This window comes from Frankia nepalensis, from assembly GCF_016786325.1.
In the GTDB taxonomy this organism is placed as follows: domain Bacteria; phylum Actinomycetota; class Actinomycetes; order Frankiales; family Frankiaceae; genus Pseudofrankia; species Pseudofrankia nepalensis.
Map to the genome: position 1 here is coordinate 1 of NZ_JADWYU010000038.1, position 16,387 is coordinate 16,387.

11 protein-coding genes are annotated in these 16,387 nt (G+C 72.9%); 5 read left to right on the forward strand and 6 right to left on the reverse strand.

Going from position 1 to position 16,387, the window contains the following annotated elements; translation table 11 throughout:
- Nucleotides 1-1,113 precede the first annotated feature (1,113 nt).
- The 4 genes from I6A81_RS01795 to I6A81_RS01810 all read right to left on the reverse strand — a co-directional run bounded on the left by I6A81_RS01795 (nucleotide 1,114) and on the right by I6A81_RS01810 (nucleotide 6,340).
- Nucleotides 1,114-2,424, reverse strand: coding sequence for a hypothetical protein (locus I6A81_RS01795; protein ID WP_203007243.1), 1,311 nt, complete (start codon nucleotides 2,422-2,424; stop codon nucleotides 1,114-1,116).
- 304 nt (nucleotides 2,425-2,728) lie between these two features.
- Entirely contained in the window at nucleotides 2,729-3,547 is an 819-nt protein-coding gene (locus I6A81_RS01800) for a hypothetical protein (protein WP_307874401.1), read from the reverse strand.
- A complete protein-coding gene (locus I6A81_RS01805; RefSeq protein WP_203007244.1) occupies nucleotides 3,534-5,225 on the reverse strand; it encodes a substrate-binding domain-containing protein in 1,692 nt (563 codons plus the stop codon). The genes I6A81_RS01800 and I6A81_RS01805 overlap by 14 nt, the downstream gene beginning before the upstream one ends.
- The gene (locus tag I6A81_RS01810; protein WP_203007245.1) at nucleotides 5,222-6,340 is read right to left on the reverse strand and encodes a hypothetical protein; all 1,119 of its coding nucleotides are present in this window, start codon (nucleotides 6,338-6,340) and stop codon (nucleotides 5,222-5,224) included. The genes I6A81_RS01805 and I6A81_RS01810 overlap by 4 nt, the downstream gene beginning before the upstream one ends.
- A gap of 320 nt (nucleotides 6,341-6,660) precedes the next feature.
- On the opposite strand from I6A81_RS01810, the gene I6A81_RS01815 reads away from it, so the two are divergent.
- The gene (locus I6A81_RS01815; protein WP_203007246.1) at nucleotides 6,661-7,434 is read left to right on the forward strand and encodes a YdcF family protein; all 774 of its coding nucleotides are present in this window, start codon (nucleotides 6,661-6,663) and stop codon (nucleotides 7,432-7,434) included.
- Nucleotides 7,435-8,003: 569 nt separating this feature from the next.
- The gene (locus tag I6A81_RS01820; RefSeq protein ID WP_203007247.1) at nucleotides 8,004-9,875 is read left to right on the forward strand and encodes a transketolase; all 1,872 of its coding nucleotides are present in this window, start codon (nucleotides 8,004-8,006) and stop codon (nucleotides 9,873-9,875) included.
- A gap of 1,399 nt (nucleotides 9,876-11,274) precedes the next feature.
- Here the strand turns inward: I6A81_RS01820 and I6A81_RS01825 are convergent.
- Nucleotides 11,275-11,814, reverse strand: coding sequence for a PH domain-containing protein (locus I6A81_RS01825; protein WP_203007859.1), 540 nt, complete (start codon nucleotides 11,812-11,814; stop codon nucleotides 11,275-11,277).
- 40 nt (nucleotides 11,815-11,854) lie between these two features.
- Nucleotides 11,855-12,010 carry a hypothetical protein gene (locus I6A81_RS01830; RefSeq protein ID WP_203007861.1) on the reverse strand — a complete coding sequence of 52 codons (156 nt, stop codon included), beginning with the start codon at nucleotides 12,008-12,010 and terminating at the stop codon, nucleotides 11,855-11,857.
- 109 nt (nucleotides 12,011-12,119) lie between these two features.
- Between I6A81_RS01830 and I6A81_RS01835 the strand changes: the two genes are divergently transcribed.
- From I6A81_RS01835 to I6A81_RS01845, 3 genes are all read left to right on the forward strand, one after another.
- On the forward strand, nucleotides 12,120-13,565 hold the full coding sequence (locus I6A81_RS01835; RefSeq protein ID WP_203007865.1) for a deoxyguanosinetriphosphate triphosphohydrolase: 1,446 nt from the start codon (nucleotides 12,120-12,122) through the stop codon (nucleotides 13,563-13,565).
- 236 nt (nucleotides 13,566-13,801) lie between these two features.
- On the forward strand, nucleotides 13,802-15,739 hold the full coding sequence (dnaG, locus tag I6A81_RS01840) for a DNA primase (RefSeq protein ID WP_203007863.1): 1,938 nt from the start codon (nucleotides 13,802-13,804) through the stop codon (nucleotides 15,737-15,739).
- A 43-nt stretch (nucleotides 15,740-15,782) separates the two neighbouring features.
- On the forward strand, nucleotides 15,783-16,387 hold a 605-nt coding region (locus I6A81_RS01845), incomplete at its 3' end, for a sigma-70 factor domain-containing protein (protein ID WP_285223001.1).

Below are 16,387 nucleotides of genomic sequence, written 5' to 3' on the forward strand. Positions count from 1 at the left end.
GCCCGGCTCGTGACCCAGAGCGGGGACGCGCCGGCCGACACGCCGGTGACGACGACCGTGCCGGCCGGCTTCCGTCAGATCCGGTCGCCAGCCGGCAGCCGGGCCGGGCACGGGGGGACCGGCCCGGCTGCCGGTCTCCGTCAGGGCAGCCGGACCGCCGCCGTCACCTCGCGTGGGGCGACCGGTGGAGACGGACACGATTTCGACCGCCGGCTCGGCGCTGACGCCGCCGATGACCTGGCCCACCAGCATTGGACCAGGAAACCGCCCCTCGGACGAGAAACGGCGCTTTTCGGGATGAGCCCCTACCCGCGCTTCGAGGCGTGCCGACGTACACGCGAACTACGGGGGAATCGTGAGACACTCGCACGGCCGTCCTGAAGGGAAGACGCGGCGGTCGCGCGGCGGGCCGTGCCGGCTGACGCGAGGCGGTGGGACGCCGGGACCCGTGCTCGGGACCCGCGCCGGGCCACACGGCGCGTCGAGATGAGCGGGGAGCCCTTCGTGGAGCCGTCCGCGCAGGACGAGCCGCCCAGCCCGCCACGGTCCGCGGGACCAACGGGGGGCCGCGGGATCCTCGGCGCCGGCTCGCGCGACCTTGTTCAAGGTCGCGGGGGTACCAAGGACCCTGTGAGCGACGAAAGCCCTGGTGGCGCGCGCCGCGCCGAGCCCGACCGCGAGGTGGCGAGGGCGTCGGCCCAGCTGGCGCGGCTGGCGGCACTGCCGCTGGCCGCGCGGCACCTGCGGGCAGCGTTCGGGCCGGCGACGCTGCGGCTGGCCGGCGGGCGCGCTCTGCTGGACCTGGACGACGGCCGGCTGCCGCGGCTGCGGCTGAGCTGGACCGACGCGGCCGGCGAACGGTCCGGCGGCCGGGGCGAGACCTCGGTGGGGCCGCGCCTGGCCGACCTGCTGCGGACCACGTCGAGCGCCACCTTCGGCCCCCTCGGCCGCCTCGCGGTGCCGGCCGGCGGACGGATCACCGACAAGAACCCGGCCCCCCCGGCCGTCCCGCGCGAGGTGCGGGCGACGGCCGAGGGGGCCGAGGTGCGGTTGGCGGTCACCGTGGGGGCGGCGTGCCGAGAGGTGTCGCTGGACCTCCCGGCCGCCCGCGGGCTAGCCGCCGTCCTCGATGCCTGGGCCCTCCTGCCAGCGCGGGCTGTATCCGGCGAGGTGATGACGACCACGGTGGGCGAGGGCCCGTCCGGGCCCCCCGGCGCGCCGGCGCCGGCCGGTGGGCCGGTGGGCGGTCAGCCGGGCGACGTCGGCGAGCAGCGCCTCGACCCTCGTCACCCCGGCCCGCACGACCAACTGGGCTAGCGGGATGTCCGCCGCCGGCAGGGCCGGGACTGGCGCCGGCGCCGGGCCGGCGACCCGGCCGTCGCCGCGGGCGACGCCCACGATCGCCCGCAGCCGGGCGACCACCGCCGGGTCGACCGCCTCGGGCCGGGACGCGGCGACGCCGAGCGCGGCGCGCAGCTCGCCCAGCGCGAGCGCGGCGTCGGCCGCGTCGAAGACCACGTCCTGTTCCGGTGGCGTCACCGGCTCGCCGACGGCCCGGCGCAGCGCGAGCGGGGCCTCGACGTTGCGGTGGTAGAAGTCCGGTCGGACCTCGTGGAGCAGGCGCAACTGGCGGGCGAGCCGCTCGGCGGCCTGGGCCGCGGTCAGCCCGAAGGCCAGCTCCATCTTGGGCATGCTGTACGGCTCGCTCACCTCGTCGCGCAGGCCCAGCAGAAAGTGGATCAGGATGTCCCGGTCGACGGGGTCCGCGCGCAGCGGCGCGGCCCAGTCCTGCTTGCCGATCGCGAGCTCCGGGCGGGTGTGCAGGTCGCGCTCGGCGGCGGACTCACGGCGTATGTCGGCCACGGTTCTGCTGGGGTTCGCGACGAAGTCCACCAGCTGGAAATAGGCGTCCCGCACCCAGCCTGGGGCGGGGGGAGCCGGGTCGGCGGCGGAGCCGGGCGCCGCCTCGCGGGCGCCCCGGCGCGCGCGCAGGGTCAGCTCGCGCAGCGTCCTGCCGTACTCGGCGGCGTCCTCGAACTCCGCGGCGGTGGCGCCGAGGTGCTCGACCAGCCGCTGCCACTCACGGACGGGCAGGTCGTCCCGGGTCAGCGGCGGGCCATCCGCGAGCGCGGCCCGGGTCGCCGTGAATCCCTTGAGCAGGCGGTCGGTCCACAGGTTGGTGCAGCGGGGGCACAACGGCTCGGCGCCGCTGTGGCCCCCGACGGGCGGCCGGAGCGGGTCGCAGCCGCAGCTGCCCGGCTTCGCGCGGTGCGCCGTCGCGACGACCTGGGCCCACAGCGCGGGGCCTACCAGCGCGAGGTAGGCGAAGTAGGCCAGGTTCTCGTCGGTGTCCGCGATCTCCGCGACGGCGCAGCGGGGCAGGCTGCTACCGGGGAGGTGAGGGAGAGCGTCCTCAATGGACATCAGAGATGACTCCTAGATGGGCATCGGACCGACTGCGCGCAATCGGTGGTGACTGGTGCTCATCAGCGCCCCGCGGCGGCCATGACGGCCTTGTGGCCAAGCTCTACGGCGAGGCCATACGGCGAGACGCGCCAGCGATCCCGGAGGGCTGGCTAGGAGATCCGCCCGGCTCGAATCGAGCGGGACGGTTCATCAGCAGATCGACCGAGTCGATCTGCTGATGAACCTAGGGTGCGTCGTTAGGGAAGTCAATTGGCTACGCACAACGACATTCGCGCTGGCCGGTCGGTAATCCGACACCCACTCAGGGCCCCTCCGGGGCCGAGCCGGCGTCGGTGCCGGCGGCGCCGGAGAGGTCCAGGGCGTGCGGGCCGAAGCGGTCGGCGAGGAAGCGGCCGTGGGCGAGCAGGCGGTCGGTCTCGGCGCGGCTGGCGTCCTCGGTGGTCTCCCGGACGACCTGCTCGAGCAGCGCCAGCTGGTCGAGCAGCACCTGGCGCGGGGTGCGCCCGTCGGGCAGCTGGTGGGTGCCGGCGAACGTCCTGGGCAGGCTCAGGTACGCGTCCAGCGCGGTCGGCAGGTAGTCGTCGACCAGCCGCTCGATCACGAACGTCTCCGGCGCGCCGCGGCGCAGCAGGCCGGGCCGGTCGAACAGCTCGTCCAGCGCCTCGGCGAGCTGGCCGGCGGCGCGCTGCACCCCGGTCGGCGCGCGCCCGATCAGCCGGCCCCGCTGCGCCTCGACGCCGGCCCGCAGCCGGGCGACGTCGGCCCGGTCGTCCTGGTCGTCGGGCTCCGCGGCGCCTGGCGAGCCCCGGCGGGGGAGCGCCAGCGCGCCGGCGCCGTAGAGCGCGGCGACCCCGAGCGGCCACCAGGGCTCCGGCACCACGCCGACGACGCCGAGGGCCACCCCGCCCAGCGCGCCCACGCAGCCCAGGATGTTGCGGCCCGAGGCGAGCCAGCCGAGCACCGCCCCGCCCGCCCCGCCGGTCCGCCGTCCGGTGGCCCGGCCGCCGTCGTGGTCCGGTGCCTGGGCGGCGTCGGGGTCCCGGAGCGTCCGCGCCGGACGGCCACCCCGCCGGCGGTCCTGGCCGCCGCGGCGCCTGGCCCGCCCGTCACTGGTAGCCACGGATCTCCCGGAAGACGTCGGAGAGGGACCCGCCCGGCGCGGTGGCGTCGAACAGCTCCCCGCCGGTGCTGGTCGCGATCGCGGTGAGCGCCGCGCGATCGGCCTCGCCGAACAGGACCGCGAACGTGCGGACGGCGCGGACGGCGGGCGGCCGGCCGCCCAGGCGGGTGGTGAAGTCCTCGGCCGACAGGCCCCGGTTGTTCTCCCCGTCGGTCATCAGGACGATCGAGACCAGCGCCGTCGGGTCGGCGGTGACCGCGGCCGCCGCCTGGTCGTAGGCCTCGTCGAGCGCGGTGTAGATCGCCGTGTTGCCGACGACCTGTAGCGAGTCCGCGTAGCCGCGGATCTCGCGCAGGTCGGCCGAGCCGGGACTCGGGTCGGTGATGGTGCGCGTCCAGGTGTCCACCACGTCGTCACTGAATGTGATCATGGTGACCTGTTCCCGGTCGCGGAACCGGGCGAACCGGCCGGAAAGGCTGTCGTCCACGCCCGTCAGCCCGGTCAACGCCTGGCGCAGCGAGTCGAGCCGCTCGCCCTCCATCGAGCCCGACACGTCGAGCACGTAGATCGCGTGGGTGGGGCGGCGGTACTCGTCGAGGTAGGCCGTCAGCAGCTGGTCGGCGACCTCCTGGGTGGCCGGGAAGGGCAGCTCGATGAGCGTCCGGGAACCGAACCGCGCGTCCAGCGGCACGCCGGGCACGGCGGGACGCCGGTTGGTGTCGGCCTGGATCCGGCGCTGCACCTCCGGCGTGCGCAGCCAGTCGACCACCCGGCCGTACTCGTCCCGCCGGTCGTCGCGCAGCAGCACGAGCGGGTAGTCCGCGGTGATCACGCCGTCGTGCGGGCGGATGATCGTCAACGGTCCGGCCTCGCCGGACCGCTGCAGCGACAGCAGCACCGACTCATAGTTGATCATCGCGCCGACGAGGTCGGGGGGCGCCTTGACGAAGGCGTCCGTCAGCCAGCCGGAGCTGCCGGCGGTCATCACCTGGCCGGAGAAGAACGTCGTGAGCTGCTCGGGGCGGATGTCGGATGCCCGCAGCGCGTCGGCGGTGCCGGCGAACGCCGCGGCCACCCCGACCAGCGCCGAGAAGCCGGAGTTCGACGCCGCCGGGTTCGTCATGGCGTAGGTGAGCTGGTCATTGCCCACCTTCGCGGCGATGTCGCCCCAGGTGACCTCGGTGTCCTCCGTCCAGCCGAACTGCTCGGCCAGCGGCGTGCGCACACCGAGGACCACCGGCGACAGCATCACCGGAGTGCGGGCGAGTTCGGCGGCCGGGCCGCCGGGCAGCAGCCGCAGGTAGCGGTCCGAGGAGAACCAGGCCGCGTCGGCGTCGGCGGCCCCGCGCACCACCTGGTCGGCGCCGTCGAGCGTGCCGACGTACTCGAAGGTGACGGTGATGCCGGTCGCCTTCTCCAGGTCCGGAAGCAGCGGCTCCAGGTCGCGCAACTCGGAGCCCGCCAGGACCCGCAACGTCCCCGGCCGGGACGGCGGAGCCGTCGAGGCCTGGCCGCCGGCCTCGTCGCCGTCACCGCCGCCGGCGCAGGCGGCCAGGACCCCAGCGGACCCGAGCAGGAGGGCCAGAATGACGGCGTTCAACCGTCGTAGCGGCCGGCGCCACCGGCCGAGGGTCACGTCCGGGCGGACTCCAGGGGACGTGCTGGCCTGGCTTCTCATCGCGGTCCCTGCGTGTAGAGCTCGTCTATCTTTTTGATCATCTGCTCGGAGATGTCGGGGACGGGCGGCTCGACGACGTCGACCAGTCGCGGCGGCTGGTCGACGCCGAGCCTGCCGACGTCGACTCCCCTGATCGCCGGGCGGAAGCCGTGGCGGACGGCCAGGCTCTGCAACCGCTCGTCGGTGGCCAGCAGCTGGCCGACTTCGTCCCCGGCGTCGGACAGCGGGACCACCGTGTGCTTGGCGAAGATCGTCGGGCTCGGGTACAGGAGCGCCATCTCGGAGTCGATCGAGTCGTCCTTGGCGATCTGGCGCTCCCGGAACTGGGCCTCGTAGACGATGACCATCGGGTTCTTGCCGACCCCGATGGTCAGGTAGTCGTCGAACGGCTCCTGCGAGGTCGAGTTGAGATAACCCTGGCGCAGGAACAGGGGCGCGAGATTCTCCGCCAGCTGGTCGGCCTTCGCCCGGTCGCTCACCACGGTGTTGCCGTTTGCGACATAGGAGGCGAGCGCCAGGTAGAGCGCCGCCGAGTTCGACGTCCGCACATCCGTCGAGCTGATCAGCACCGACCTGTCGGTGTCGAAGCTCGTGTTGTTGGCGAGCTGCGACCAGCGGGTGTCCTTGGCCACCAGGTCCAGATAGCGGCCCAGGTCCAGCAGCTTCGTGGGGCCGTCGTCCCGGATCAGGCCGTTGGCGGCCAGCATGTCGGCGATCGAGGTGAAGGTCGCGACCGCGATCGGCGAGGAGAACGGGACGTAGGTGGCCCGGGTGATCTGGTACTTCTTCCGGATCAGGTCGGCGAGGGGGGTGTTCGACGGTAGGGCTATGTCGTAGTCGGACAGGTCGCGTCCGACGATCTCGCGCGAGCCGGCGGTGTCGACCCGCAACCGGTAGCCCGCGTCCGCGAGCCGCGCGGTGACCGCCGGGTCGGTGAAGAACTCCCGTGTCTCCGAGCCCGCCAGGACGCGTACCTCGGTGACCTTCCCGCCTCCCGCGCCCTCGTCGTCACCGCCGACGACCCGGGGAACGACGGCGAACCCGACCACCGCGAGCACCAGCAGCACGGCCAGCACCGGTCCCACGACGCGGCCTCGGCCGCGGCCGTCAGCCACCCGTCCGCCCCCTTGTCTCACCCGGTCGCCCGGATGTGTTCGGGACTCTCTTCTGTTCGATCATCATTACGCGCGCATCCTGCCAAACGGCCAACGACCGGGCATGTCACGGTGACGACATGCGGCGGTGACGTCACCAGATGTTCATCCTTGGTTCCCGATTGCTGGGCGCCGGTCAGGTTGCTGCCGGATGGGATACCGCTGACGGAAAGGGGAATAAGGGCGGGCGTGGACCATCCGGGCGCAGGTAGCCCTGCTCGGGTCGACCGGATGTGGCCAGGTCAAAGTGGGGCTATCTCGGTTGATAGGGTCATGTTCGGATGATTCCAGCTTTCCTCGCCTCCGGTAACCGCGCCGCGCGCCCGGCCGAGCCCGGGGCCACCTCCGAGGAGCCGTCACCGGCCTCCGACCGCCCGGCCAGGCGGGCGCCCACGCGGCGCCCGAGGCTGCTGCGTGGGCTGCGCGCACCCTGGTGGCTGTGGCTGATTCGCCTGGTGGCCGCCTTCGTGGTCGCGGTGCTGATCGCCGGTGTGGTCACCGTCGGCCAGGTGTGGTGGGCCGGGCGCCAGGACCACCGGCCGCGCTCGGACGCGCTGGTGGTGCTCGGCGCCTCGCAGTACAACGGCCGGCCGTCGGCGGTCTTCGCCGCCAGGCTCGAGCACGCGGCCGAGCTCTACCGCGCCGGCGTCGCGCCGCTGGTGATCACCGTCGGCGGCCGGGTCCCTGGCGACCAGTTCACCGAGGCCGGGGTCGGCGTGTCCTACCTGCGCGACCTCGGGGTGCCGGCGTCGGCGCTGCTGGCCGTCCCGGAGGGCCGGGACACGCTCGAGTCGCTCGTCGCGGTGGCGGGGGAGATGAACACCCGATCGCTGCGCAGTGCCGTGATCGTCACCGACCGCTGGCACACCCTGCGCTCGGTCTCGATGGCCCGCGATCTGGGACTGACGGCGACCGGCTCGCCGGTCACCACCGGCCCAGCCAACCGCGGCGTGCATACCCAGGCCCGCTACATCATTCGCGAGGCGGTCGGCTACCGCTTCTACCAGCTCTTCCACCGGGCCACCCCGCCCGCGGCCCGTCAGCCAGCGATCTGACCGGGAGACCCGTCCGCTCCTCGCCGCCCCGGGCCCGCCGCCAGCCGGGCCCGGGGCACCATCGGGCCTCGGCTGGCGGTGGCCGGGAGAACGATGGCCGGGAGAAGCGGTTTGGGGCTTGATCCAGGAAAGTTCATCCGGTAGCCGTCGTGTCCGTTCCCCCGACGGCTCACCGTAGGGGTAGCCGCGGTGTCGCGGCCCCGGACGCCTTCGACGGCCGCGACAGTTCTCGGCGCTGGTCGCGGCGGCGTGGCGACCGGGCGGTCACGGCGGTTATCTCGGATTGCGCCGGTTACAAGACGATATTCGGCTGTGACGGGTTGTCGTTGCCGGGCCCACGTGTGAGTCCTCGCCGGCTCCGTCGTGGCCGAGCAGTTGCCAGCGCGGGCCGGTGCCTGGCCGAGGAGCCGAGCGAAAAGGCTTACTGTGACGTACGTCCCGGCGGCTTAGCGGGCGGGCGGCCAGCCTTCCCACTGGTACGGTTCGGATCGCCGAATGGCCGGGTAGTGCGACGAACAGCGGGCAGGTCGCTGGTGACCTGGTAATGCGTCGCGATGGAGGAGGCAGGCGTGGCAAGTCCCGTGTCCGAAGCGGTAGGCGTGGCCGATCTGGAGACGGTTCGCGAGCTCGCGCGCCAGCTGCGGGTCGACTCGATCAGGTCCAGCACGTCAGCCGGCTCGGGGCACCCGACGTCGTCGATGTCCGCCGCGGACCTGCTGGCGGTGCTGGTCGCGCGCCATCTGCGCTACGACTGGGACAACCCGGGTGACCCGGCGAACGACCACCTCATCTTCTCCAAGGGGCACGCGTCCCCGCTGCTGTACGCCATCTACAAGGCCGTCGGCGTGGTCACCGACGAGGAGCTGATGACCGGCTACCGCCGGTTCGGCCAGCGCCTGCAGGGCCACCCCACGCCGATCCTGCCCTGGGTGGACGTGGCGACCGGGTCGCTCGGCCAGGGCCTGCCCGACGCCGTCGGTGTCGGGCTCGCCGGCAAGTACCTCGACAAGAGCCCGTACCGCGTCTGGGTGCTGTGCGGCGACAGCGAGATGGCCGAGGGCTCGATGTGGGAGGCCTTCGACAAGGCGTCCTACTACCAGCTGTCGAACCTGATCGCGGTCGTCGACGTCAACCGCCTCGGCCAGCGCGGTGAGACCGAGCTCGGCTGGAACCTCGACGCCTACGCGGCCCGGGTGCGCGCCTTCGGCTGGAAGACCATCGAGGTCGACGGCCATGACGTCGACGCGATCGACGCGGCGTACACCGAGGCCGACGGGTTCGACGGCCCGGTGGCGATCATCGCCCGCACGGTCAAGGGCGACGGCTTCAGCGAGATCGCCGACAAGGACGGCTGGCACGGCAAGCCGCTGCCGGCCGACATGGCCGCCCGCGCCATCGCCGAGCTCGGCGGGGAGCGTGACCTGCGGGTCCGCGGCCCGGTGCCCGCCGCCTCGCTGCCCCGCCCGGCCCCGCACGCCCGCCCCGCCGTCACGCTGCCGACCTGGGAGGTCGGCGCCAAGGTGGCCACCCGCAAGGCCTACGGCCAGGCGCTCGCCGCCGTCGGCGCGCGCGGTGACGTCGTCGCGCTCGACGCCGAGGTGAGCAACTCGACCCACGCCGAGGACTTCAAGGCCGCCCACCCGGACCGGTTCTTCGAGATCTTCATCGCCGAGCAGCAGATGGTCGCTGCCGCGGTGGGCCTCTCGGTACGCGGCTACGTGCCGTTCGCGTCCACGTTCGCGGCGTTCCTGTCTCGCGCCTACGACTTCATCCGGATGGCGGCGATCTCGCAGGCCGACATCCGGCTGTCCGGCTCGCACGCCGGCGTGGAGATCGGTGCCGACGGCCCGTCACAGATGGCGCTGGAGGACCTGGCGATGATGCGCGCGGTCGACGGGTCGACCGTGCTCTACCCGAGCGACGCGACCAGCGCCGCCGCGCTGGTCGCCGCGATGGCGGACCTTCCGGGGATCAGCTACCTGCGGACCACCCGTGGCGCCTACCCGGTGCTCTACGGCCCTGACGAGCCCTTCGCGCCCGGCGGCTCGAAGGTGCTGCGCCGCTCGGACACGGACGTCGTCACCTTGGTCGGCGCCGGCATCACCCTGCACGAGGCGCTCGCCGCCGCGGACGCGCTGGCCGCGGAGGGCGTCTCCGCCCGGGTGATCGACCTGTACTCGGTGAAGCCGGTCGACAAGGCGACCCTCGTCGAGGCGGCGAACGCGACCGCCGGGCGGATCGTCGTCGCCGAGGACCACTGGCCGGAAGGCGGCCTCGGCGGCGCCGTGCTCGAGGCGCTCGGCGACGGCGACGTCCCGCTGCGGCTGCGCCACCTCGCGGTCCGGGAGCTGCCCGGCTCCGGCACCGCCGAGGAACTGCTCGACTTCGCCGGCATCTCCGCCCGCCACATCGCCGACGCCGCCCGCGGTCTGCTCGGCTGAGTTTGCTTGGTTCGCTCCGTCCGGGCGGCGCGCTCCGGCCCCTTGCTCGCTTCGCTCCGCAAGGGATCTCCGCGCGCCGTCCTCCTCCGCTCACGTGCGCTCCGGCGACCTCCGCCGCGGTACGCCTACGTTCGCTTCGCTCCATGGGCGTACCTCCGCGGAGGCGCGCCTCCGCGCCGTTCGGTGCCGTGCCAGCGTTGGGTGACATGGTTCTGCCACCCCGGGTTTCTGCTGCTGCGGCCCATCCCCTTCGTTTTGCTCGTGGACGGGCCTCCGCGCAGGCGCGCCTGCGCGCCCAGCGTGGTTGGGTCACGCTAAGAGGTGTCCGCGAGCTAGACGGTGTCGCTGGGACTGTGGCCCGCGGCGCGGAGGTGTGCCTCCGCGGAGGCACGCCTGCGCGCCAGCTCGGTTACGAGATCTTGCCGGTTCCGCCTAGGGCTGCCCAGGTGGAAGCCATGTCGCTTCGCTCGTGGAGGGGCCTCCGTGGAGGCGTGCCCGCGAGCCCAGCATGGTCGGGCGTACCAGGGTGGTGTCTGCGAGCTGGTGTCACGAACGCGAACGTCGGCCTGCTTCGCATGATCGCCGATAGTGCCCTGGGGAGGTCGTGAACAGGCGCCTGTTCACGACCTCCCCAGGGCAGAAACAGTGATCATGCCTGGTGCCGAGGCAGGGCACCCCGCTCCGCTCGGCCCTGCCCCTCCGTTCCCGCGTCGTGGCGGACACCCGAGGGATCCCCGGGCGTCCTGTCAGACGCCAGGGTCAGGAAATGATCCTGGTTCTCGCTCTGGTGTCTGACGCGGTTCCCCGTGGCGTCGGACAGGATGAGCGGGCGACCGCGCGCGGGCACCAGGCGACGGTGCCGGGCATGGCATTGGGCGATGCCGCTGGGCTGCGCCCCGGTGGCGTGGAGGCGTGCCTCAGAGGAGGCCCGGCCACGGCGGAGGCGCGCCTCCACGCTGGTGGTTGGGTCGAGGACGCGTCCGCGGGCTGGACGGTGTCGCTGGGGCTGTGCCCCGCGGCGCGGAGGCGTGCCTGTGCGCCAGCGTGGTTGGGTCGAGCTAGAGCGGCGTCTGCAAGCTAGTCGGTGTCGCTGGGGCTGTGCCCCGCGGCGCGCAGGCATGCCCACGCGAAGGCCCGTCCACGAGCGAAGCGAAGTGGCCGGGCCGCAGCGACAGAACCAGGGGCGGCAGAACCATGTCGCCCAACGCTGGGACGGCACCGAACGGCGCGCAGGCGTGCCTCCGCGGAGGCCCGGCCACGAGCGAAGCGACGTGGCCGGGCCGCGGCGGAGGTCGCCGGAGCGCACGTTCGCGGAGGAGGACGCGGTGCGGAGGTCCCTTGGGAGCGCAGCGAGCAAGGGGCCGGAGCGCCGCGCCCGGACGGAGCGAACCAAGCAAACTCAGTCGTCGTCGGCGGGCTTGGGGGCGCCCCCGAAGGTCATGTCCAGCAGGGTGATGTAGAGCTGGTCCGGCTTCGGGATGTAGGGAAGCTTGGACAGCGCCTGGTCCTGGCCGGCCGACTCGACCTTGAACTCGCCGTAGCCGAGGACCCGGCCGAGCGGGTCCCGGGTGTACGTCATGTCCGTGATCTTCGCGAGCGGCATCGTCTGTGCCTTGCGGACGAAGACGCCGGACACCTTCAGCAGCCGCTTGTCCGTGATCATCAGGTGGTCCATGTGCCAGTCCGTGATCCTCCACAGCGCTCGGAGGATCATGAACAGCGCGAAGTACCACAGCAGGGTGGTGATCAGCGAGCTGCTCTCGCCGCGTGTCGCCAGGAAGATGTTGGCCGCGAGCGCGAGCGCGATGGCGCCGACGGTCTCGGCGCCCACGCGCAGCAGGATGGCCCAGTGCAGCCGGACCATGGAAACCAGCCGCTCCTGGGAGGCCAGATACTTCAGGTCGCGGTTGGCTGGGTCAGGAAGGCGGAATCTCACCACGGCGGCAGTGTCCCAGACCGATCGGGGTGTCGACGTGGGATTACAGCGCGGTCTGGGTGACGAAGTCGGACACTCCGTTACCGATGGACTCGAGGCCATCGATGCCCTTGGAGATGATGCTCGCCGCGCTGTCCGGCTGGGTCACCACGAAGAAGATGAGGAACGCGATGATCAGGTACCTAACGATCTTGTCCACGGCGGGCCTCCGGGCCGAGATGTAGAGGATGCGGCACAAAGTATGGTCGTTGCGCCGTCGCCAGGCAGCACAATCCCCCCATACGCTCGGCCTTGTGGTGCGGTCACCGATGACCTGGTACGACGACGCTGACGGGCAACGCCGGCTGAACGAGCGCCGGAAGGCTACACCCGACGACCGTGGCTGGTTCGCCCGGGACCGCGCTCGCGTGCTCCATTCCAGCGCATTGCGCCGTCTCGCGGCAAAGACGCAGGTCATGGGCCCGCTCGACGACGACTTTCCGCGAACTCGGCTCACGCATTCCCTCGAGACGGCGCAGATAGGGCGCGAGCTGGCCGCCGCGCTTGGCGCGGACCCCGACCTCGTGGACGCCGCCTGTCTCGCGCATGACCTTGGTCACCCCCCCTTCGGGCACAACGGCGAGCGGGCCCTCAACCTGGCGGCCGCGGCCTGCGGCGGATTCGAGGGCAACGCGCAGAGCTTCCGCGAGCTCACCCGGCTGGAGGCCAAGGTCGTCGACGAGACCGGCGTGCCCGGGGGGCTGAACCTCACCAGGGCCACCCTCGACGCCACCCTGAAGTACCCGTGGCCCGGCGGCGGGCAGGTGGGGGGAGCGGCCTCCGGCTGCGCCGCGCCGGACCTGACCGCGCGCAAGTACGGCGTCTACGTCGACGACGGGGCCGCGTTCGCGTGGGTCCGCTCCGGCGCGCCCGGCGACCGGCGCTGCCTGGAGGCGCAGGTCATGGACTGGGCGGACGACGTCGCGTACTCGGTGCACGACCTGGAGGACGGTGTCGTCGGCGGGCTGGTGGACCTGGCCGCCACCCAGGCGCCCGCGGGGCGGGCGGAGCTCGCCGAGTACACCGCGGGCCTTTACCACGCCGACGCCGCCGAGATCGCCGAGGCGCTCGCGCGGCTCGCCGCCGAGCCCTGGTGGGGCGCGCCGATCCCGGCCACCGCCCCCGGCCTCGCGGCGCTGCGCACGATGACCAGCGAGCTGGTGGCCCGGTTCAGCGCCGCCGCCCGGGCCGCCACCCTCGCCCGGTACGGCCCCGGCCCGCTGCGCCGCTACCAGGCGGACCTGGTCGTCCCGGCCGACGTCCGGGCCGAGTGCCTCGCCCTCAAGGGCGTCGCCTGGTACTTCGTCATCGGCCTGAGCTCCGGCGACGCCCGCCGCGCCCGCCAGCGTGAGGTCATCGCCGAGCTCGTCGAGCTGACCGCCGCAGGCGCTCCCGGGAGCCTCGAGCCCCTCCTGCGCCCCGCGTGGCACGCGGCCCGCGACGACCCCTCCCGCCTGCGGGTGGTGATCGATCAGGTCGCGCGCCTCACCGACGCCAGCGCGAGCCGCCGCCACGCGGAGCTGCTGGGCAGGCCGGGGTGGGTCGGCGTGCTCGCCGACCTGCGGTCGGCCTCCTCGGAGCCGGCGGTCTCGGAGCCGGCGATGTCCGCCCCGACAGACCCCGGGGTTGGCCCGGTGTCGGGCTCTGCCCGGGCGGAGGTGCCGAGGGAGCAGGGCGAACCCGCCGCGGGCGTCGACCAGGATCGCCAGGGGTGACCTGACGGCTCGCTCTTTGCCCGGGGGGAGCGATAACCGTCGGTCGCGACCATGGATCTGGCATGATCCGTACTGTCGCGTTGGTGACAAGTACCATCGGCGCGTAGGGGTTGTGTGGGCCACGCTTGTGTGGATCGTGCTTGCGCCCACCCGTGAGCTGTGTCTGAAGGGTTCTGGCGTGTCCGGGGGCGGCTGGACCCCTAGGGGATAAAGAGTCGCACACGCGGGAGGGATCGGTGGCCGGACGCATCCGCGACGCGGACATCGCCGTCGTCCGCGATCGGGCCCGCATCGAGGACGTGATCGGCGAGTACGTCCAGCTCCGCCCGGCCGGCGGCGGCAACCTGCGCGGCCTGTGCCCCTTCCACGACGAGAAGACCCCGTCCTTCAACGTCAAGCCGTCGACCGGCGTCTACTACTGCTTCGGCTGTCAGGCGGGCGGCGACGTCATCGGCTTCGTCCGCTCCATCGACGGGCTGACCTTCCCCGAGGCCGTGGAACGGCTGGCCCGCCGCGCCGGCGTCACCCTCACCTACGAGGGCGGCGGCACCACCAGCCGCTCGGTGACCAGCCAGCGCCAGCGCCTGCTCGACGCGCACCGGGCGGCCGCCCAGTTCTACGTCGAGAAGCTGCACACCCCGGCGGCCCGTGCCGGCTGGGACTTTCTCACGGCCCGCGGGTTCGACGCCGAGGTCGCCGCGCACTTCGGGGTCGGCTACGCCCCGTCCGGCTGGGACGAGCTGTCCCGTCACCTGCTCGCCCGTCGGTACACCGCCGAGGAGCTGGTGCTCGCCGGCCTGGCCAAGCAGGGCGGCCGCGGCGGCCTGATCGACCGGTTCCGGCACCGGCTCCTCTGGCCGATCCGCGACCTGTCCGGCGAGGTGGTCGGCTTCGGCGGGCGCCGGCTCGCGGACGACGACGAGAAGGCCGGCCCGAAGTACCTCAACACCCCCGAGACCCCGCTGTTCAAGAAGGCGAACCTGCTCTACGGCGCGGACCTCGCCCGCCGCGAGATCGCCAAGCGTTACCAGGTCGTCGTCGTCGAGGGCTACACCGACGTGATGGCCTGCCACGTCGCCGGGGTGGCCACCGCCGTCGCGGCGTGCGGCACCGCGTTCGGCTCCGAGCACGTCGCCGTCGTGCGCCGCCTGCTGATGGACTCCGACGCGCAGCGCGGCGAGGTGATCTTCACGTTCGACGGCGACGCCGCCGGGCAGAAGGCGGCGATGCGGGCCTTCGAGCACGAGGAGCGGTTCGTCACCCAGACCTACGTCGCGGTGGAGCCGTCGGGACTGGATCCGTGCGACCTGCGGCTGGTCCACGGCGACGCGGCGGTGCGCGAGCTGGTCGCGAGCCGGGTGCCGCTGCTCGAGTTCGCGCTGCGCGGCGTGCTCGCCCGTCATGACCTGAACTCCACCGAGGGCCGGCTCGCCGCCCTCGACGCCGCGGCGCCGCTGGTCAACCGGCTCAAGGACCGCGGCCTGTGGCACCGCTATGCCGTGAACCTGGACCGTTGGCTGGGGTTCCTGGACGAGGGCTTCGTGCTGCGTCGTGTCGCCGAGCACCCGTCGGCGCCGGCCCCGCTGCTCGACGGCCCTGGCCGGCGCCCCGGCCGCGGCCGGGACCCGGCGACGGGCGCGCCGGCAGGGCACGGCGCCCGCGGCGCGGCCGGCGCGAACGCGGCGCCGGACGAGCCGGCGCTCATCGTCGAACGGGAGACGCTCAAGCTGGCCCTGCAGCACCCGGGGCTGGCCGGGCCCATGTTCGACCTGCTCGACCCGGAGGTCTTCACCCTGCCCGAGCACCGCGCCGTGCTAGCGGCGATCGCCGCCGTCGGCGGGGTGAGCGCCGGGCTCGCGGCCGTGGGCGACGTGCCGACCTGGGTGAGCGCCGTGGTGGAGGGCACCCCGCACGAACCGGTGCGGCGGATGATCAGCGCGCTGGCGGTCGAGTCGATCCGGCTCGACCGCGACGTCGACGACCGCTACGTCGCCGCCCAGCTCGCCCGGCTGCGCGAGACGGCCGTCGACCGCCGGATCAACGAGGTCAAGTCGCGTGTCCAGCGGCTCAACCCGGTGACGGACCCTGAGGCGTTCAACCGCGACTTCGGTGAACTGGTCGCGCTTGAACAGTACAAGAAAGAACTCCGGGAACGGGGCGCCGGTGCCACGTAACCTGGGTCGATCCCGCCGAGAAGGAAGTGACGAGATTCCGCCCATGCGCACCCAAACCGTCCTGCCGCGAGTAGCCCAGGTGGACGAGGTGAAAGACCTCGTCACGCGGGGCAAGGAAGCCGGTTTTCTCACCACGGACGATATCGCGGTGGCGGTCGCGGCCGCCGAGCTCGGGCAGGAGCAGGCCGAGCAGGTGCTGTCGCTCCTGAACGACGAGGGCATCGAGGTGCTCGACCCCCGGGCGGACTCCGACGAGGCGTCGGAACTGCTGGCGCGTCGCCGCCGCGAACAGGAGGAGCTCGCGTCGCGGGCGTCGCCGACCTCCGACCCGGTACGCATGTACCTCAAGGAGATCGGCAAGGTCCCGCTGCTGACCGCCGAGGAGGAGGTCGACCTCGCCAAGCGGATCGAGGCCGGCCTGTTCGCCGCCGAGAAGCTCGCCACAGCCGGCCGCAAGCTGACGGTCGCGCTGCGCGTCGACCTGGAGGCCATCACCCGCGACGGCGATGTCGCCAAGCGCAAGCTCGTCGAGGCGAACCTGCGGCTCGTGGTGTCCATCGCCAAGCGTTACGTCGGGCGCGGGATGCTGTTCCTGGACCTGATCCAGGAGGGGAACCTGGGTCTGATCCGGGCGGTGGAGAAGTTCGA